Origin of the sequence: Psychrobacter sp. 16-MNA-CIBAN-0192, assembly GCF_040309565.1 — a bacterium.
Taxonomy (GTDB): domain Bacteria; phylum Pseudomonadota; class Gammaproteobacteria; order Pseudomonadales; family Moraxellaceae; genus Psychrobacter.
On record NZ_JBEOOX010000001.1, the window covers coordinates 212,645 to 230,873 of the forward strand.

Here is an 18,229-nt window from a genome sequence, read left to right on the forward strand (position 1 = left end):
TCCACATGACGTAAAGCTAACGTATTAACCTTTATTGCAGCGCTAACTTGACCAGTTTTGAGATAATAGCTGGATCGGCACGTCCTGCGGTTTTGGTTTTTAACACGCCCATGACCGCGCCCATATCACGCATAGAAGTTGCGCCTTGTGCGGTAATTTCAGCATTAACCAATGCGGCAATTTCCGCATCATCCATCTGAGCTGGCATAAATTGATTGATAATATCAATTTCAAACTGCTCTTTTTCCGCTAAGTCATTACGATTGTTATCAGTAAAAATCGTTAATGACTCTTGGCGCTGCTTAAGTTGTTTTTGCAGCACATCTAACACATCACTATCGTCAAGTTGCGTTTGGCGATCAATCTCGATTTGTTTAATGACCGCTTGCACATTGCGCAATACCTTGACGCGCTCGATATCATGAGCTTTCATTGACTTGATAATATCATCAGCTAGGCTTTGTTTGAGTGGGTTCATGATCGCTTCTCTTCCTCATAAGGTTAAACACAATAGGCTTAAATGCGCTAGGCTTAAATAAAATGGCTTGAAACACTAAGTTAAAAAACTAGGTTAAAAAAACTGAGCTAAAAATTCCATAATAAAAAAGCCACCATAAAAAGTGTAGCATAAAAAACGCCACTGGCATCAATAGATAGCAGTGGCGCTTATATAACTGGTTAGTCTGAGGATTTATTGACCAATACCCTCATTGGCTTAAGTGACAAAAGAATAATAGCAATCAAATAGATAACCGCTTATCTTACGTCCTTAATATTAGTACATACGCGTGGTACGGATAGTTTCGCGTTGTAGTTTTTTCTTATAACGCTTCACAGCAGCCGCTTTTTTGCGCTTACGCTCTTGCGTTGGTTTTTCAAAAAATTCACGTTTGCGTACGTCAGCTAAAACGCCTGCTTTTTCACACGCACGTTTGAAACGACGGATAGCGATGTCAACTGGTTCGTTTTCTTTAACCTTAACTGCAGGCATGAAGACTCCTTATGAGGATGAGATATAAAGGCATTAGCTTGGCTGTATAGTAGTTGATAGCGGCAATATCTCAAGATTGCACACATCAGCTCAAACTAGGATAATCTTGCGCAATAGCACAAGGGTGGTCATTCTAATAAAAAATGCCAGTAAAGTCAAAGCCTTTCATGTATATCGTCCGTACACTTTATTAGGTAAAAAGTTAGATAAAACGTATATTTAGGTTTATCTTTACACCGTTTTATGTCAAATTGATAAGCTTCTACTGACATCTTACAGCGCCCAAATAGGCGATATATCATTGATAACTAGGCAATAAATGAGTACCAAATAACTGATAAAAAATCCTCACTGTCTATAACGATTTGGTTTCAGTTTATGCTATGATAATTTCCTTGTCAGAGCAGTCGGCATCTTTACGCTTTTTTGTCAGTTTTATAAAGGATATTGGGATGAAAAAATCGGTATTAAACACGTCGCTACGTATGGTCTTAGGGACAGTGTTTGCGGTTACACTTGGCATCAGTGTCAGCGCTTGTAGCGATGATAAAGAAGTCGCTCCACATGGCCAAGTGATGGCAGTCGATCGTGTGGATGCCGCCGCTGATCTTGCCCGCAAAAATGCCCCAAAAGCAGAAGAGATGGTTTTTGAACAAGCAGCACCTGCTGCGGCTACCGATGAGACAGCAACTGCTGCTGCCACGCCTGACAGCGCTGATGCAGCACCTGCCGAAACAGCAGCAGCTGTACCAGTAGCGGCAACTGATAATGCAGGCGAGCAGCTTTATAATGCTCAATGTATGGCATGTCATGCGACAGGCTTGCTTAATGCGCCTAAATATGGCGACGCTGCTGCTTGGAAACCACGTATTGCTCAGGGTAAAGACACGTTATATACGCATGCAGCAAAAGGCTTTAATCAGATGCCAGCGCAAGCCACTAACGGTGTGACTGAAGAACAAATTCATGCTGCCGTTGATTATATGGTTGCTGCTGCTAGTTAATTAATTTTGAAGATAAGTACTAATTATTGATAGCTATTAATTGAATAGCTATCGATAATTTGCTCTTCAATGATAAACGGCAAAAAACTCTTCTTAGCATACCTATCTTTAAGCTGTCTGTGAAAAACCTATCTTGAAATCTATATCACTTAAAATTAGTATGATTATTATACCTATTATCTAAGCTATTCCTGACCGCGATGACTATAAAGTTGGCGCGGCTAGAACCACAGTTACACTCACAGTAAGTCACGCACAACAGCGCATTGACGACGTCAAAACTAGTTATATTCGCAAATGGTAACAACCGCAGTAAGCAGGGAATAAAAAACGCACCACCCAAAAAACGCTCACTTAACCCAACCGGCAAAGGAATGAATATGGAAATCAATCAACAGCTTAGCAATAAAAAATCGCTAAACGTAGTAGGAAAATTAACGTGGTCAGCACTAGGTCTAAGCGCCATGCTAGCACTTAGTGCTTGTAGTGGTGATAAAACCGCAGAAGAGCCTGTAGTAGAAGATGTACCAGCCGTTGAAGTTGTCGAAGAACCTGTAGTCGTTGAAGAGGTGCCGGTTGTAGAAGCTGAGCAGCCTGCAGTAGAAGAAGTGCCTGTCGAAGACGTTGCTGTCGTAGAAGCGGCTGGGACTGAAGAATTGGCAGCCAATGCCGGTGAAGAACTTTATAACGCTCAATGTGCCGCTTGTCATGCAACTGGCTTGTTAAACGCACCAAAATTTGGTGATAAAGAAGCATGGACACCGCGTATAGCCAAAGGTATGGATACCTTACATATGCATTCTGAGAAAGGCTTTAACCAAATGCCAGCCCAAGCCGCTAATGGCGTAAGCGCAGCGCAGGTTCATGCTGCGGTTGATTATATGGTTGGCGCTGCTAGCTAATAGCAGTCATTAAGATATTAACGATTGAAATTTGTTAAAATGACCGTCATTGTGATTACAATGGCGGTTTTTTTATGAAGGTGAGTGCATGAAAGTATTGGGTTTAGAAACGTCTTGTGATGAAACAGGCTTAGCGATTTTTGATAGTGAGCTGATAGACAGTGACAATAAGGGTCTGCTTGGGCAAGTGCTGTATTCACAAATAGAACTGCATGCCGTCTATGGCGGGGTCGTGCCGGAGCTTGCCAGCCGCGATCACATTCGTAAATTGGTACCGTTATTTCATGAGCTGTTAGATCAATGTGGCATTACTAAACAGGATATTGATGCCATTGCTTATACCAAGGGTCCTGGCTTGATTGGTGCATTAATGACCGGTGCATTATTTGGGCGCAGTTTGGCTTATGGATTAGGAATTCCGGCAATCGGTATTCACCATATGGAAGGGCATTTGCTCGCGCCATTAATGGGTGCTAATCCACCAGCGTTTCCTTTCGTCTCGCTATTAGTATCCGGTGGTCATACCTTACTAATTGCGGCAAAAGGTATCGGGCAGTACGAGATATTGGGCGAGTCGATTGATGATGCTGCTGGCGAGTGTTTTGATAAAGCCGCAAAAATGCTGGGCTTAGAATATCCGGGTGGTCCTAATATTGCCAGATTGGCTGAATCGGGTAATCCAAATGCCTACCAGTTACCGCGTCCAATGTTACATCGTGGTTTGGATTTCTCCTTTAGTGGTATGAAAACCGCCGTGCATAATTTGATTAAAGATACCGATGGCTCAGGGGGTTCAGGAAATGGCGCTGAGAGTAATCCGCAAGTGCGCGCAAATATTGCCGCTAGTTTTCAGCATGCCATGGTTGATACTTTAGTAAGAAAGTCGATTAAAGCATTAAAGCAAGCAAATATGAGTCGCTTGGTCATTGCAGGCGGGGTCAGTGCCAACCGACATTTGCGCGACACTTTAGAGACAGAATTAGCGAAAATAAATGCCACCGTCCACTATGCACCGCCCGAGTTATGTACTGATAATGGGGCGATGATTGCTTATGCCGGTTATGAGCGCTTGCAAGCTGGACAGTCAGATGATTTGGCAGTGAGCTGTGTACCGCGTTGGCCGATGACAGAATTACCAGCGATTTAATAGCTCACTTTTATTGTTCCTCATTTATTCACGTTGATTACTATCAGTTTTTAGAAAAAGGATGAAATCATGCAGTGGCTTGCCATTGGTTTAGGAGCAGCATTTGGCGCGTGTTTGCGTGGCTGGCTGGCGCGTTTGAATTTGCTGCATCATTGGATACCGCTGGGTACGCTTAGTGCTAATGTATTGGGCGGTTTATTAATCGGGCTGGCACTGGTATGGTTTGAGCGTATGGGACAAGGTCTTTCGCCCAATATTCGGCTGTTTGTTATCACCGGATTTTTGGGCGGGCTGACTACTTTTAGTACTTTTAGCGCGGAAGTATTTACCTTTATCAATGCCGGTAAGTTATTGGCAGGATTGGGTTTGGTTGGGCTGCATGTTGGCTTAACTTTGCTAGCAACCGCGCTCGGGTTTTACTTTTTTAAGCTGATTTTATAATTATTAATGGTTTTAAAGTTAGTAATAATCCAGCCGTTACTACAACGGCTTAACAATGCCTTCTAATAAACTGGCAAAGCCTTGCATATAGGCGGTATCTTGACTGGAGGTGCGAATCGCGGCATAGAGCTGGCAATGCACGCCATCACCAAGCGGACGGGATACGACCCAGCCTTTTTTCTCGTAATCGCTTACTACCCAATCGGGCAGGGCAGCAACACCGCGCTCACTAGCAACCAATTGAATCAACATAGCGGTCAACTCAGTGGTACGGATTTGCTTAAAAGTAACCTGTGCTGGCGTCATAAAGTTGGCGATGATATCAAGGCGCTTGGCTTCAACGGGATAAGCAATAAGGGTTTCGGCGATTAAATCTTCCGGTGTTATAAAAGCTCGTTCAGCCAAATCGTGCATCGGTGACAGTACCAAGCGACTTTCATACTCAAATAACGGCTGATAGCTAAGCCCGTCAATCGGCAAATTACTGGTAGTAATCAATAAATCAATATCGCCTTCTAGCAATAGATGATGTGGTTCCGGCTCAAAACCTGTGGCAAAGTCTAGCTCCACATCTGACCACTCGCGACGATAGTGATTGAGTATCGGCATCAACCAATCAAAACAACTGTGACATTCAGATGCCAAGCGTAATCGTCCTGCTTGCCCGTGCGCTAAGCGTTTGAGATTGGCTTTGGTACGGTTCACTTGCGGCAGGATATTGTCGGCAAGCGCCAATACTGCCTTTCCAGCTGGGGTAAAGGTAAGTGGACGCGTACGCCGATTGACCAAGCTGATATCGTAGTAGTTTTCCAGCTCTTTAAGCTGATGTGATACCGCAGAAGCCGTGACGTGCAGCTCATCAGCAGCGGCTGCGAGCGAGCCATGCGCCCGTAACGCGGTTAAGGTATTAAGATGACGAAGCTCTAACATAGGATAACCATAGCGCTAATAAAATTGCCAATAAACATGAATATGAGGTGAATAAAATTCATTATAAGCAATTCTATGCTGATTTTCACTCAAAGATTGGCAATGACTCAATAAAGCACTAGCGTCGACGTAATAGCAGCTGCGAGATAATAACCAATATTAACGAGGCAGCAAGCAATAAAGTACCAATGGCATTGACCTCAGGTTTTAAGCCCACGCGTACCATAGAATAAATGCGTAGCGGCAAAATCTCATAGCTGGGACCGGTCACAAAGGTCGAAACCACCACATCATCAAGGGATAAAGTAAACGCCAATAGCCAACCTGCCAAGACCGCAGGCAAGATAACCGGAATCAGTACCGTGCGTACCATCGTAGATTCACTCGCGCCCAAATCTCGAGCCGCTTCCATCAAGCGCTCATCCAAACTGCTTAAGCGTGCAAACACAGTAATCACCACAAACGGCAAGCAAAAGGTAATGTGCGCCAATAGTAACGACACAAAGCCCAACTGTAGTCCAATAAGTAAAAATAGCGCGAGTAACGATATTGCCAACACAATCTCAGGCGACATCATCAGCACAAATAATAAGCCGTTTAATAAACCTTTACCGCGAAAATTATAGCGATGCAATGCCAATGCCGTTAACGTGCCAATCAAGGTCGAAACCGTCGCCGCAACCAAACCCAACACAATAGAATGCCAAAAAGCGTCTAACATGGCTTGGTTATTAAACAGCGATTCATACCACTTTAAGCTAAAGCCGCCCCAGTTATAGCCGATTTTAGACTTGTTAAAGGACATGACGACTAAGACAATAATGGGCAAATACAGCAAGGTATAAATAAGACCAAGATAGCTTTTAGCGGCGAGACTGCCAGCACTTGCCATTTTAAATGCCTGTTTTTGATTCTTTTGTTTAGGCAACGATGCGCGGTCTAATGGACTGTCAGACATTATGCCACCTCATTAAAATCGGTTTTGCCAATCCGGCGGCTACTGGCGCGATAGGCAAGTAACAATACCGCCATTGCGAGCGTTAGTAACACGCTTGCAGCAGCACCAAAAGGCCAATCACGCGCATCTAAGAATTGGTTTTTGATGATATTACCGACCAATAGATTGCGTGACCCGCCTAAAATATCTGCCACGTAAAACATACCCATTGCCGGTAATAAGACTAACAGCACACCTGAGATAATCCCCGGTGTGGTCAATGGTAATATCACATGCCAAAAAGTCTGCGTTTTTGTTGCGCCCAAATCTTGCGATGCCAATAGCATATCATTGCGTAAATCAGTAAAGACGGCATATAACGGCAACACCATAAACGGGAATAATAAATAAGTGAGTCCGGCAATCACCGCGCCTTGCGTATATAAAATATCAATCGGCGTATCGATAATGCCGACTGCCAGTAGCGCTTTATTGATCAAGCCGTTATTGGCAAATAGTAATTTAAGCGCATAAGTACGCACTAAAGAATTCGTCCAAAACGGTAAGATTAATAGCATCATGAGTAGCGGCTGCCAACGCGCTTTGGCCTTGGAAACTAGCCAAGCAAATGGATAGCCGAGCAGCAGACAAATCACCGTAGTAATGCCCGCCATCCATAATGAATGCACAAACACATCAAAATATAATGGGTCTATCATGCGCACGTAGCTGTCGATACTAACGGGTAAGCTGATAAACGCGCTGCTATCACGGGTTAAAAAACTGACCGCTATCACTAAAATATTCGGCAATAAAGCAAAAATCAGTAGCCAACCCCATATGAGCCATAAGGTTGCCGTGCGAAAAGGACTTTTATTACCTGAATTAAAGCCCGGCATTAGAAGCTATCCTTGTGCATAGCTAGCGATTCTTCATTAGGCAATACCCATTCCCAACCATCAACCCAAGTGACTTTTACCGGCTCATTTATTTTATAATCAAAGCTGGGATCATCTTCATCAAAAAACTCAGACGCTTTAATAATATGTCCGTTGTCCAGCTTGATAATAGAATCTAAGGTGCTGCCTTTATAGTTACTCTCAATCACGCGTCCAATCAGACCCGTGCGCGTGCAGTCATTAACATCATAAATGCGCAAATCTTCAGGGCGTAATAATAAATTAACAATATCGCCGACTTGAACCTCTTTATCAAATGTCGGACGGCGCAAATTACGTAAGATTGCTGGCTTTTCTGATACCTGAGTTTCTTGCGCTTCGCAGACGGCAACTTCAATGCGCCCGTTGGTCACCTTGCCATCACGGTCGGGCTGGTCGAGATAAATGCCTTTGACTTCGGCTTTAAACAGATTGGTCTCACCGATAAATTTGGCGGTAAATAAATTTGCAGGATTTTCATAAATCTCAATTGGTGTACCAATTTGCTGAAACTTACCATCTTTCATCACCGCAATACGGTCGGACATCGACAGCGCTTCTTCTTGGTCGTGGGTGACGAAAACAAAAGTAATGCCAAGCTCGCGTTGTAAGCGTTTCAGTTCCGATTGCATTTGCAGACGCAATTTATAATCAAGCGCTGATAAGGGTTCATCGAGTAATAAAAGTTTGGGACGATTAATTACCGCACGGGCAATGGCGACTCGTTGCTGCTGACCGCCGGATAAATCTTGCGGGCGACGGTTGGCAAAGTTTTCCATCTGTACCATTGCTAACATCTCGCGCACACGAGTTTGAATTTCGTCTTTTGGGACTTTTTTAAGCTTAAGACCATACGCGACATTTTGCGCCACCGTCATATGCGGAAATAATGCATATTGTTGAAACACGGTATTTACAAGACGCTTATCGGCGGACAGCCCTGCCATTTGTACGCCATCTAAATATATCGCGCCTGCTGTTGGCTGCTCAAAGCCTGCGATTAAACGTAATAACGTGGTTTTACCACAGCCTGAGGGTCCCAATAACGTTAAAAACTCACCGTGTTTAATATTCAGATTGATATCACTTAAGACTTCCGTGTCATCGTACGTTTTTTTAAGATGGGTGATTTGTAATAACACATCGTCTGGCACGGTATGGGTACTGGTTGTGTTTGAGGTCTTGGAGGGCATATGTAGTGGGGCAGGCAAGTTAATCATGGGATAAATTCCTAAAATACCAAACACTTGATAGCATTTTAATATCACTATTGAAGACAGGTATTTTATAAAAAATGTGTTTTAATAAAGGCAAGTTGTCAAAGGCAAGTAGTCTTTAAGTCAATGAGACATAATGTTAATGCGTCAATGCCTCGCATTATAACAAATCCACCCTGCCAATCAGTGCAAGTTCGTTAGCGTTTACGAGGGTAATACTTTGTCTCACTCAAAAATATTGTAGTATCAGTTTATGGTATCGGAATGACAATACTATGATATTCCTGATGTTGATATCACCTCTTTTATCGCACAACTTTTATGTCATAACATACGCTAATAGGTTTATTACTGCCGGATTTAAACAAATTTTTTAATCCGTTTGGAATGTGTTTACGCTACAATTACGGCGTAAAATTCAGATTTTATGACGCCCTTATTCTTTATACTCTTCATTATCGTGCCTCATTAACAAGGATAACTCATGATTGACACTCGTCCAAAAACTGGCGAAGAAGCGCTGGAACTGCTTAAAAAAGGCAATGAGCGCTACGTAGACAGCTTGACCAATCCAGACCCTATGACCAAGCGCCGTCCTGAGCTGACCAATGACCAGTATCCACTGGCGATTATTTTGGGTTGTTCGGACGCGCGCGTACCGGTAGAGATTGTCTTTGATCAAGGCTTGGGTGATTTGTTTGTCATTCGCGTGGCGGGTAATATCGTTGCACCTTCGCAAATTGGCTCCATTGAGTTCGCGGCAGAAAAATTCGATACGCAATTGGTAGTGGTGCTCGGACATTCTCATTGCGGCGCGGTAACAGCGTGCGTCGAGACGCTTATCGACCCTGAAAAATATTATTCACCCAACTTGCAATCTATCGTCGACCGTATTCGTCCGAGCGTTTATAACTTGCATGAACTGGCGACTGCCAATGGGCAAGATGTTGATGCCGAAGCGCTTATTGACCGTGCCATTCGCGCCAATGTACGTATGTCAGTGAGTCAGTTAAAACACAGCTCACAAGCTTTAGAGCATCTAACCAATACTGGGCAGCTACTTATTGTTGGTGCTGAATATGATATTGATACGGGTAAAGTACGCTTTTTAGAGACCTAATAGCAGCTTATTTTTCGTAGGTTTGCGCTTAATTTACGGTCACTATTTTTATATCTGGAGTAATTTTATATGTCTGACTCTATCTCTAATGCCACGCATATTGATCAGCCTAACAACAGTATTCAGGCAGCAGGCGTGCAGCCGATTGCGGTTGCCACCACTGGCTATACTTTTAACCACACCATGCTACGGGTAAAAGATCCGGTTAAGTCACTTGAGTTTTATACTGGTGTTCTTGGAATGACGCTGCTTGCGGTGAAAAAATTCCCAGAGATGGAATTTGACTTGTACTTTTTAGCCAAGCTCACTGATGAAGAGCGTGAAAATCTGCCTGCCGGTGATGATTTGGCGATTTATGCCTTTCGTCAGCGCGGTATTTTAGAGCTGACCCATAATTATGGCACCGAGACGCAAGACGGCTTTAGTTATCATGATGGTAATGAGCAGCCACAAGGTTTTGGTCATATTTGCTTTAGCGTGCCAGATCTAGCTGCCGCGGTAGCATGGTTTGATAAGAATAATGTGACTTTTAAAAAGCGTCCGGAAGAAGGTAGTATGAAGCACATTGCTTTTATTAAAGACGTTGATGGCTACTGGATTGAGATTGTGCAAGCTGGTCTGATGGGCTAGCGTTTAGCTGTAGCTAGAAATATAGTCAAAAAGATAGTTAGAAGTATGGACACTTAAAAATTAGAAAAATAAAAAACCGCCATTCCAATATAGAAATGGCGGTTTTTTATTTTTCTAATACTTAACTGTTTCAGCTTTCTTGATATATGACTTAATAACAAACACAGCTTCGATTGCTGATATTAGTCATCTTTTTTAACTTGATAATCGTCATGGCAAGACTTACAGCTTTTGCCCACCGCACCAAATGCCGGTTTGACTTCTGCAAGTGTCGTTGAGTTTTGAGCGACCGTATTCAAGTCAGCAGCTGCTTTTTGGAAGTCTTCTGAGGCGCTAATAAAACCTGGATTATTACTCCATACGTCAGGCTTGGCATTACCAACCGCTTCGGTATCTTCAAAGTGGCTCCAAGGTGTTTTAGATTCAGTGTCTAAAAACGCTGCTTGTTCTTTAAAGACATCAATATCAAAGGTATCAGGTTCTTTCACCATGCCACCCATAATTTTTGCTGCATCGCCATAGTTTTTCATGACATCTTGACGGGCTTTCACATCAGGATGGGTCGGGGTACACGCCGCTAGACCAAGTACCGCAGTCATTAGCGTCATGCCGATAAGAGATTTTAATGAATTGTTGGTGTGAACCTGTGCCATATGAAGACTCCTTTATAATTGGCTATTAATGAGCATATAAGTAAGCAATATGCCCAAAATTAAGTGGCTATTAGTTATCTTTTTTATGAATAAAGGTCGCAAAACCAATGATCATTATAAAATAGGTTATTACTTAATAAATAGAATAATAGGCTAAATTCACTTTTCTATTATAAAGAAAGGTCAGCCTTGATAGCTGACCTTTCTTTATTGTTTTACAGATGTTTGCTTTTATTGCTTAACACCTAGACTATCATTATGCCAATCTAGACTATAATGTCAACCAATCTTGTGGTTTTAAATAATAATCGGTTAATTCAAATTCCGCAGTTCCAGCAGCAGGCTCGAAGCGATAGTGCCAGCTGGCAAGGGGTGGCATGCTGACCAAGATGGATTCGATACGTCCATTACTTTGTAAGCCAAAAAGGGTACCACGGTCATAAACTAGATTATATTCCACATAGCGCCCACGGCGATACAGCTGAAATTCGCGCTGTTCGTCCGTATAAGGGGTTTTTTTACGCTGCTCAAAAATCGGCAAAATAGCGTCAAGATAGCCATTACCTACTGCCTGCATCAACTCAAAACAGGTGTCAAAATCCCAGCCACGACTTTCAGTATTGACATCATCATAAAATAATCCGCCAATACCGCGCTGCTCATTACGATGACGCAGATGAAAATACTCATCACACCACTGTTTAAAATCCGGATAAATGTTGTCACCAAACGGCGCGCATAAATCATGACAGATTTGATGCCAATGTTTACAATCGGCTAATACCGGATAAAAAGGCGTTAAGTCAAAGCCGCCACCAAACCACCAAATCGGCTCTTTATTAGCCGCTTCAGCCACGAACAAGCGGACGTTAGCGTGGCTGGTCGGCACATGAGGATTTTTTGGATGTACGACCAGCGATACGCCCATTGCTTGAGCTCTACGTCCAGCGATATCAGGATGGCGCGCGGTGGCTGAGGCAGGCAAGTCATGGACATGAATATGACTAAACATAACACCTGCTTTTTCAATAACCGTGCCGTCAGCTAAAATACATGAGCGACCGCCGCCACCTTCTGGACGTTCCCAGTCATCAGGCACGAATGTTGCTGTGCCACCGCCATCCGCTTCTTGCCCTTCTAATGCTTGGCAAATACGTGCTTGCAAATCGACCAAAAATGCCCGAACGCGCGCGATATCTTGCTCCGTTGGCGTGGTTTCTGCCGTTAACGTTAAAGTATCTGGCATGTCCGTACTGGCAATATCTGTTAGATTGTTATCATTCATCGTTGTCGGTTTCATAATGGCTGTGCTCATAAAGATATCGGTTATAACATTGCTGAGAGTTTTGGGTGTGATTACAACTCTTGATCAAAAAGATGCCCCATGCGATCGCGCTTGGTCGCTAAATAACTGGCATTGACGGAATTAACCCCGACCAATAGCGGTACGCGCTCAACCACCTTTATGCCGCTTTCAGTTAAATAAGCAACCTTGTCTGGATTATTGGTAATCAGGCGCACCTCAGTGACCCCAACATGCGCAAGCATCGCCCCGCACATCTCATAGGTGCGCGCGTCCGCTGGAAATCCTAACATTAAATTGGCATCTAACGTATCATGCCCTTGGTCTTGTAAGGCATAAGCGCGAATTTTATTGGTCAGTCCAATACCGCGACCTTCTTGACGCAAATATAAAATAGCCCCACAGCCCGCTTCTTGAATGGCTTGCATCGCTGCATTAAGCTGAGGTCCACAGTCGCATTTTAGCGAGCTGAAAGCATCGCCCGTGAGGCACTCTGAATGAATGCGTACCAGTGGCGCGATAGCAGCGGTATTATTATTTGAATTGCTGGCAGAAGTATTAGTTGTTTTTTCGCTCGTGTCTATACTGGTTATTTTTTGCGTTAATAAGGGGTTAACCACGGGCAGGCCCACGGTAAGCATCACTTGCTCTTGACCGGCATCATTTTCAAACATGTGAATGTCAAACTCGCCGTGACGAGTGGGCAGTGTGGCGCTGGTAATAAATTGATATGACATTAAGATCCTACATAGACCATGTTTCGTGGCGGTAGAGGGTATAAATATAGCTATTTATCAGTAGAATAGCTATGCTGTTATGCTTTTTGAATACAAGGGGTACCCTGTACAAGTAGAGCCGTTGCTCTAAAAGGGTTATCCTTTATCGTATCGATGCGTAAATCACATAAAGTGCACAGATGTTGCACGATGATTTTAGCGATAGTCAGAAAATAATGCTATTATGCCACACTATTTTAACGGATACAGTGACAAGTCTTTGTCCTTACATTACTGTGTCGTCACTATTCTCAGATATTGAAGCACAACAATAGTGCATAATATTTAGAATATATGAGGGTATGGGGAACATATCGTCAGCCCTATAATACACAGCAGTTGCTCATTTACGTCAATTAGCTTAAGTTATAGATTATTATATGACGCCATATCAAAAGGATAGTGGCGCATTAGGATATGATAAGGCGTCACCTTGTCAGCAGATTGGTAGGTATTGTACGGTATATGCAGCAGTCAACTCATTCCTCACAGTCTCATTCTCCATCGTCATCAGCTACCGATTCTGCTATGCCTGCATCTAGTTTGCAGCAGACGTACTCGGTGATACCGCGTGCGCGCCCGGTCACGCCATTATTGGATGCTATTGAGACCCCAGCCGACTTAAAATCCCTCAGCCCCGAGCAGCTAATTACCTTAGCCGATGAGCTGCGCCTGTTTTTATTGTATTCAGCGGGTCAAAGTGGCGGGCATTTTGGTGCAAATTTAGGCGTTATTGAGTTAACCATTGCCCTGCATCATCTGCTAGATGCGCCTAATGACCAAATTGTTTGGGATGTGGGTCATCAAGCTTACGCGCATAAGGTGTTAACTGGTCGCCGCGATAAGCTAAGTACCATTCGCGCAAAAGACGGTCTGACTGCCTTTCCTGAACGGGCTGAGTCAGTCTATGATACGTTTGGCGTTGGTCATTCATCGACGGCTATTTCGGCAGGGCTTGGCATGAGCTTAGCACTGCGCTATCAAGGTCGCGCGCAAACGGTTGCTTGCGTAATTGGCGATGGCGCAATGACGGGTGGTATGGCATTTGAGGCGATGAATGATGCGGTACAACAAGACGCTGATTTGTTGGTGGTTTTAAATGATAATGACATGTCAATCTCTTGTTCTACTGGCGGTTTCTCTCGGCATCTGGCTATGCTGTGGGAGTCGGGATATCAGGTTGATATCTCAGAAACAGGCACGCCTGTTTTATGCCCACGACCAATGATGGCAGGCTTTGATCGCCGTAAGCGCCATACTGAACAACGTGCGGTTCCGAGACTAGAAGACAACTTATTTAAAGCCATTGGCTTTACCTATTTTGGTCCTTTTGATGGGCATAATATCCCTGAACTGCTGCGTGTATTAGCACGGGCGAAAGACGTTCAGGGTCCAGTATTGGTACATATTTATACCACCAAAGGTAAAGGTTTTGCGCCAGCAGAGGCAGATCCTGTTGGCTATCATGCCATTAGCAAATTACCTGCGGATGACACTGCTACTGACAGTAGAGCGGCTAGTAATACAGCTATCAATACCCAACAAAAAGCTACTCCGGCTTTAAAATACTCGCAAGTGTTTGGGCAGTTTTTATGTGATAAAGCTGCACAGGATGATAAGTTGCTTGCCATTACGCCAGCGATGGAAGAAGGCTCAGGCATGATTGACTTTGCCCGCCAGTTTCCCGAGCGTTTCTTTGATGTGGCTATTGCTGAGCAGCATGCGGTGACACTTGCCGCTGGCATGGCAACCCAAGGTGTAAAGCCAATTGTTGCCATCTACTCGACTTTTTTACAACGCGGTTATGACCAGCTGATTCATGATGTGGCGCTGCAAAATTTAGATGTGATGTTTGCCATTGACCGTGCAGGGTTGGTTGGTGAAGACGGCGCGACCCATGCTGGAGTATTTGATTACGCGTTTTTACGTTGTATTCCCAATATGCTTATCGCAGCGCCAAAAGATGAAAATGAATGTTATCAGCTGCTCAATACTTGCTATGACTATCAAGGTAGCACCGCCGTACGTTACCCACGCGGCGTAGGAACGGGCGCGATTATTCAGCGTCCTGCCCAGAATTATAGAATTGGACAAGCGGTGGTAGAGTCAGTATTGGGTGCTAATAACGCGCCCGCTCAATTGGCGCTGCTGGTATTTGGTACGATGGTAGCAACGGCTGAGCAAGCAGCGCAAACTCTTATTCAGCAACGAGATTGCCAAATTCATGTTGTTAATATGCGTTGGGTCAAGCCGCTTGATACCAGCTTGATAGACCTTTTAATTACTCAAGGCATAACTCATATTGCCACCATAGAAGAGCATGTGCTTATGGGCGGCGCGGGTAGTGCGGTTAATGAGTACCTATTAAATGAATCGGCTGCTTTTAAAATAAATCGTCCAGCAATTTGTAATATTGGTATTCCTGACTCTTTTGTCGCCCATGGCTCGCAAGCAGAACAGCTAAGCGACTGCGGTTTGGATGTGGCAGGGGTCGCGCGTCAATTGCAACAACTGCTGTCTTAGCCAGCAGCGCCGTTGACAAATAACCGTTTTAAGGCGCTAATATATTGATAATCAATAGCTTAGTTTTTTAATAAATTTTAAAAATTAATAATAAATACCCACACGCGCTAAAAAATTGATAAAATAGCACCGCGAAATAAAGCGCATGTGTGCCACCTGCTTGCCGTAGGTGTAAATTATTTGACAACTTGGGCAGTAGCAGATAGCAACCATCAGGTATGGCGTGCATGATTGCCATGACGGCGGGTTTTAAGATTATTAATTAACCCATTGTCGCGCAGTGTTTTTTAGTCACAGTACGCAGTTATTCGTATTCATTCATCAAGCAAATAGGTTATATATGGAACCCATGGTCGTTATCGCAGCGCGCGCTGCTGAAAAAGTCGGTAAAGAGATTTTATACGCACATCAAAACCGTCATAAAATTGAGCTGGATATTGAGTCTAAAGGGCTTGATGGTTTGGTAACGCGTATTGACCGTTTTAGCGAAGAGTTGACCATTGAGACGCTAAAAGCCAGCTATCCAACGCACTCGTATTTGGGTGAAGAGTTTGGTATGCAAGAAGGTCGCGGCGAAGATGCCGATTGGTGCTGGATTATTGATCCGTTAGATGGCACCAAAAATTTCGTACATGGTGTACCGCAATTCTGCGTATCTATTGCGGTACAGCATAAAGGCGTGACTCAACATGGCGTTGTCTATGATCCTGTCCGTGATGAGATGTTTTCAGCCAGCCGTGGTAAAGGTGCGCGTTTAAATCAGCGCCGTATTAATGTCAGTGAGCGTAAAACCATTGATGGTGGTCTATTTACTACCGGTCATCCGCTTGAGCGTAAGCGCAATGGCGAAGTCATATCGTATGCCAAAGAGCATTTTGAAAGTTTACAAAAAGTAAGTGAAGCGGGTGGTCAGATTCGCCGTTTAGGCTCCGCTGCGCTAGATTTATGTTATGTGGCTGCTGGTCGTTTTGATGGTTATTTTGAGATGTCCATTAAGCCGTGGGATATTGCCGCTGGTGAATTGATTGTGACTGAAGCGCGTGGCGTGGTGGTTGATCATACGGGCGCGCATAACTCTATGGAATCAGGGTCTATCTTTGCTTGTAATATAAAAATGCTCAAACCATTAATGCAAGTGGTTGTTCCTGCTTGGGGCGATGCGCTTTAAGCTTATCGCTAAATCGTATTATAGTCAGTTGATAACCATATACTGAGCATCAATAAGTAGCAATAAAAAAGCTGATTTCATATTGAAGTCAGCTTTTTTTATGGGCGTTGAAACATGATGTTTTTATAATACTATTTAAGTCAGCCTGCTTATTTTTCATTATTGATAGCTTCTAAACTAATGGTTTCTAAAGCGCCAAGTTCTTCTTCAATCAATGCCAACATATCTTGCACATGCGGCAATAGCTTACTACATGCTGTAATACAAAATTCCAGCTTATCCAAATAGGTGGTCAAAGTGATATTCATAGCTTGCCCATCAACGACGATAGAGGCAGGATATAACGCTTTAAGCGGCGCGCCATTCCAGTAGAGTGGCTTATCAACCCCAGGCACATTCGAGATTATGAGGTTAAATGCCTGCTTTTTTGGGAACAGACCGGTTAAAATATTGATGCCCTCCCACGCATAAGCAATGGCACTATAGTTGAGCACTTGCGCTTGATTCATACGTCTAAAACGGCGCTTACCCTTATTCATACTGTCATGAATCAGCTGCAATCGGCGTATAGGATCATCAAGATGGGTACCCAAATTTGCCAATAAAAATGAAAGTTGATTGCCCGATGCTGATTCATCATTGCGTAGCGACATAGGTACAAAGGCAATTAGCGGCTTTTTGGGTAAAGCATTAATACTTTGTAGATAACGGCGAATCGCACCAGCGCATACAGCAAGAATTACATCATTCATGGTGACATGCAGTTTGTCAGCAATATCTCGAAAGCGTTGCATCTCATAGGACTGCGCGGCAATGCGCCGTGAGGCTGAAATGCGTTGATTGAGCACACTCATAGGCGCATCAAAGGGGCTGACATAATCTTCATCATGGCGATTTTTAAAATTATCAATCAGTTCAGAACATACTGGCTTAATAGTTAATAGCTGCTCTTTAATAATCGACAGAATTGAGCGCCCAGCAGGTAATATAGCATCGACCTGATTGCGGTGACGTGCCATCAGTGACCATACTGGCAGCGTCATCGGCTCAGTGGGCGACTGTGATAGCGACCTTTGAATCAGGCGCATGGCAGCAATGCCGTCCACTAAAGAATGATGAATTTTAAAATATAAGGCAAAGCGTTCCGGACTGCCTTCAAATTCTGGGCAAATGCCTTCAATAACGTGACATTCCCACAATGGCATTGCCCGATCAAGTAACCTGCTGTGCTCCTTTGAGATATACATCAGCAGCTCGCGCACGCGCGCAGGCTGCGGCAATGCCACATGGCGAAAATGATGCTCGACATGAAAGTTCTCGTCCTGTTTCCAAAACAGTAAATGCTCTAGCACCTGATTAAAGGGAAAGCTTGGCGGCACGGTCGCCGTCTGCATCTGCTGCACCAATTCATGAACAAAGTTGCAATCGGCAGTTTGCGCCAGCTCTGGCAGTTCAAATAAAAACAATCCACCCACGTGCATGGGCTGCTTACGTGACTCAAGAAGTAAAAATAACTGATCAACTGCCGTCAACACTCTCATGTCGTGTC

Annotated in this window: 18 protein-coding genes; 8 read left to right on the top strand and 10 right to left on the bottom strand. The window is 43.9% G+C overall.

Features of this window, described 5'->3' with window-relative positions; translation table 11 throughout:
- Window positions 1–31: 31 nt before the first annotated feature.
- Both AAEY78_RS00910 and rpsU read right to left on the bottom strand, forming a co-directional pair.
- The gene (locus AAEY78_RS00910) at window positions 32–478 is read right to left on the bottom strand and encodes a GatB/YqeY domain-containing protein (protein WP_352336515.1); all 447 of its coding nucleotides are present in this window, start codon (window positions 476–478) and stop codon (window positions 32–34) included.
- A gap of 297 nt (window positions 479–775) precedes the next feature.
- Window positions 776–991 (bottom strand): 30S ribosomal protein S21, encoded by a 216-nt coding sequence (gene rpsU, locus AAEY78_RS00915; protein WP_182406073.1) that lies wholly within the window; start codon window positions 989–991, stop codon window positions 776–778.
- Window positions 992–1,443: 452 nt separating this feature from the next.
- On the opposite strand from rpsU, the gene AAEY78_RS00920 reads away from it, so the two are divergent.
- The 4 genes from AAEY78_RS00920 (at window position 1,444) to AAEY78_RS00935 (ending at window position 4,485) form a co-directional block, all read left to right on the top strand.
- The gene (locus AAEY78_RS00920; protein ID WP_352336516.1) at window positions 1,444–1,995 is read left to right on the top strand and encodes a c-type cytochrome; all 552 of its coding nucleotides are present in this window, start codon (window positions 1,444–1,446) and stop codon (window positions 1,993–1,995) included.
- A gap of 380 nt (window positions 1,996–2,375) precedes the next feature.
- Complete coding sequence (locus AAEY78_RS00925) at window positions 2,376–2,897, top strand: c-type cytochrome (RefSeq protein ID WP_352336517.1); 522 nt, start codon at window positions 2,376–2,378, stop codon at window positions 2,895–2,897.
- An 88-nt stretch (window positions 2,898–2,985) separates the two neighbouring features.
- Complete coding sequence (tsaD, locus tag AAEY78_RS00930) at window positions 2,986–4,044, top strand: tRNA (adenosine(37)-N6)-threonylcarbamoyltransferase complex transferase subunit TsaD (protein WP_352336518.1); 1,059 nt, start codon at window positions 2,986–2,988, stop codon at window positions 4,042–4,044.
- A gap of 69 nt (window positions 4,045–4,113) precedes the next feature.
- Window positions 4,114–4,485, top strand: coding sequence for a CrcB family protein (locus AAEY78_RS00935; RefSeq protein ID WP_352336519.1), 372 nt, complete (start codon window positions 4,114–4,116; stop codon window positions 4,483–4,485).
- 39 nt (window positions 4,486–4,524) lie between these two features.
- On the opposite strand, the gene AAEY78_RS00940 is transcribed toward AAEY78_RS00935, so the two are convergent.
- From AAEY78_RS00940 to potA, 4 genes are all read right to left on the bottom strand, one after another.
- Complete coding sequence (locus AAEY78_RS00940) at window positions 4,525–5,415, bottom strand: LysR family transcriptional regulator (RefSeq protein WP_352336521.1); 891 nt, start codon at window positions 5,413–5,415, stop codon at window positions 4,525–4,527.
- Between the two features lie 118 nt (window positions 5,416–5,533).
- Window positions 5,534–6,373 (bottom strand): spermidine/putrescine ABC transporter permease PotC, encoded by an 840-nt coding sequence (gene potC / locus AAEY78_RS00945; protein WP_502943594.1) that lies wholly within the window; start codon window positions 6,371–6,373, stop codon window positions 5,534–5,536.
- Window positions 6,373–7,251, bottom strand: coding sequence for a spermidine/putrescine ABC transporter permease PotB (potB, locus tag AAEY78_RS00950; protein ID WP_352336522.1), 879 nt, complete (start codon window positions 7,249–7,251; stop codon window positions 6,373–6,375). Before potB ends, potC begins: the two co-directional genes overlap by 1 nt.
- Window positions 7,251–8,483: a spermidine/putrescine ABC transporter ATP-binding protein PotA gene (gene potA, locus AAEY78_RS00955; RefSeq protein WP_352336818.1), complete on the bottom strand. Its 1,233-nt coding sequence runs from the start codon at window positions 8,481–8,483 to the stop codon at window positions 7,251–7,253. Before potA ends, potB begins: the two co-directional genes overlap by 1 nt.
- A gap of 508 nt (window positions 8,484–8,991) precedes the next feature.
- Here potA and AAEY78_RS00960 point away from each other — a divergent pair.
- Window positions 8,992–9,627, top strand: coding sequence for a carbonic anhydrase (locus tag AAEY78_RS00960; protein WP_352336524.1), 636 nt, complete (start codon window positions 8,992–8,994; stop codon window positions 9,625–9,627).
- A 69-nt stretch (window positions 9,628–9,696) separates the two neighbouring features.
- A complete protein-coding gene (gene gloA, locus AAEY78_RS00965) occupies window positions 9,697–10,257 on the top strand; it encodes a lactoylglutathione lyase (protein ID WP_352336525.1) in 561 nt (186 codons plus the stop codon).
- 182 nt (window positions 10,258–10,439) lie between these two features.
- On the opposite strand, the gene AAEY78_RS00970 is transcribed toward gloA, so the two are convergent.
- From AAEY78_RS00970 to ribA, 3 genes are all read right to left on the bottom strand, one after another.
- On the bottom strand, window positions 10,440–10,910 hold the full coding sequence (locus AAEY78_RS00970) for a c-type cytochrome (RefSeq protein WP_352336526.1): 471 nt from the start codon (window positions 10,908–10,910) through the stop codon (window positions 10,440–10,442).
- A 271-nt stretch (window positions 10,911–11,181) separates the two neighbouring features.
- Window positions 11,182–12,156 carry an oxygen-dependent coproporphyrinogen oxidase gene (hemF, locus tag AAEY78_RS00975; RefSeq protein WP_352336819.1) on the bottom strand — a complete coding sequence of 325 codons (975 nt, stop codon included), beginning with the start codon at window positions 12,154–12,156 and terminating at the stop codon, window positions 11,182–11,184.
- A 110-nt stretch (window positions 12,157–12,266) separates the two neighbouring features.
- Window positions 12,267–12,950, bottom strand: a complete 684-nt coding sequence (gene ribA, locus AAEY78_RS00980) for a GTP cyclohydrolase II (protein ID WP_352336527.1) — start codon at window positions 12,948–12,950, stop codon at window positions 12,267–12,269.
- Window positions 12,951–13,454: 504 nt separating this feature from the next.
- Here ribA and dxs point away from each other — a divergent pair.
- Both dxs and AAEY78_RS00990 read left to right on the top strand, forming a co-directional pair.
- Window positions 13,455–15,512 carry a 1-deoxy-D-xylulose-5-phosphate synthase gene (gene dxs, locus AAEY78_RS00985; protein WP_352336529.1) on the top strand — a complete coding sequence of 686 codons (2,058 nt, stop codon included), beginning with the start codon at window positions 13,455–13,457 and terminating at the stop codon, window positions 15,510–15,512.
- 340 nt (window positions 15,513–15,852) lie between these two features.
- Entirely contained in the window at window positions 15,853–16,680 is an 828-nt protein-coding gene (locus AAEY78_RS00990; RefSeq protein ID WP_182406085.1) for an inositol monophosphatase family protein, read from the top strand.
- A gap of 149 nt (window positions 16,681–16,829) precedes the next feature.
- Here the strand turns inward: AAEY78_RS00990 and AAEY78_RS00995 are convergent, their stop codons facing one another.
- Entirely contained in the window at window positions 16,830–18,221 is a 1,392-nt protein-coding gene (locus AAEY78_RS00995) for a WS/DGAT/MGAT family O-acyltransferase (RefSeq protein ID WP_352336531.1), read from the bottom strand.
- Window positions 18,222–18,229: the final 8 nt, after the last annotated feature.

Bases quoted from the DNA above. Each gene is read 5' to 3' on its own strand.
- AAEY78_RS00910 (WP_352336515.1), bottom strand. From the start codon at position 478: ATGAACCCACTCAAACAAAGCCTAGCTGATGATATTATCAAGTCAATG.
- rpsU (WP_182406073.1), bottom strand. From the start codon at position 991: ATGCCTGCAGTTAAGGTTAAAGAAAACGAACCAGTTGACATCGCTATC.
- AAEY78_RS00920 (WP_352336516.1), top strand. From the start codon at position 1,444: ATGAAAAAATCGGTATTAAACACGTCGCTACGTATGGTCTTAGGGACA.
- AAEY78_RS00925 (WP_352336517.1), top strand. From the start codon at position 2,376: ATGGAAATCAATCAACAGCTTAGCAATAAAAAATCGCTAAACGTAGTA.
- tsaD (WP_352336518.1), top strand. From the start codon at position 2,986: ATGAAAGTATTGGGTTTAGAAACGTCTTGTGATGAAACAGGCTTAGCG.
- AAEY78_RS00935 (WP_352336519.1), top strand. From the start codon at position 4,114: ATGCAGTGGCTTGCCATTGGTTTAGGAGCAGCATTTGGCGCGTGTTTG.
- AAEY78_RS00940 (WP_352336521.1), bottom strand. From the start codon at position 5,415: ATGTTAGAGCTTCGTCATCTTAATACCTTAACCGCGTTACGGGCGCAT.
- potC (WP_502943594.1), bottom strand. From the start codon at position 6,373: ATGTCTGACAGTCCATTAGACCGCGCATCGTTGCCTAAACAAAAGAAT.
- potB (WP_352336522.1), bottom strand. From the start codon at position 7,251: ATGCCGGGCTTTAATTCAGGTAATAAAAGTCCTTTTCGCACGGCAACC.
- potA (WP_352336818.1), bottom strand. From the start codon at position 8,483: ATGCCCTCCAAGACCTCAAACACAACCAGTACCCATACCGTGCCAGAC.
- AAEY78_RS00960 (WP_352336524.1), top strand. From the start codon at position 8,992: ATGATTGACACTCGTCCAAAAACTGGCGAAGAAGCGCTGGAACTGCTT.
- gloA (WP_352336525.1), top strand. From the start codon at position 9,697: ATGTCTGACTCTATCTCTAATGCCACGCATATTGATCAGCCTAACAAC.
- AAEY78_RS00970 (WP_352336526.1), bottom strand. From the start codon at position 10,910: ATGGCACAGGTTCACACCAACAATTCATTAAAATCTCTTATCGGCATG.
- hemF (WP_352336819.1), bottom strand. From the start codon at position 12,156: ATGCCAGATACTTTAACGTTAACGGCAGAAACCACGCCAACGGAGCAA.
- ribA (WP_352336527.1), bottom strand. From the start codon at position 12,950: ATGTCATATCAATTTATTACCAGCGCCACACTGCCCACTCGTCACGGC.
- dxs (WP_352336529.1), top strand. From the start codon at position 13,455: ATGCAGCAGTCAACTCATTCCTCACAGTCTCATTCTCCATCGTCATCA.
- AAEY78_RS00990 (WP_182406085.1), top strand. From the start codon at position 15,853: ATGGAACCCATGGTCGTTATCGCAGCGCGCGCTGCTGAAAAAGTCGGT.
- AAEY78_RS00995 (WP_352336531.1), bottom strand. From the start codon at position 18,221: ATGAGAGTGTTGACGGCAGTTGATCAGTTATTTTTACTTCTTGAGTCA.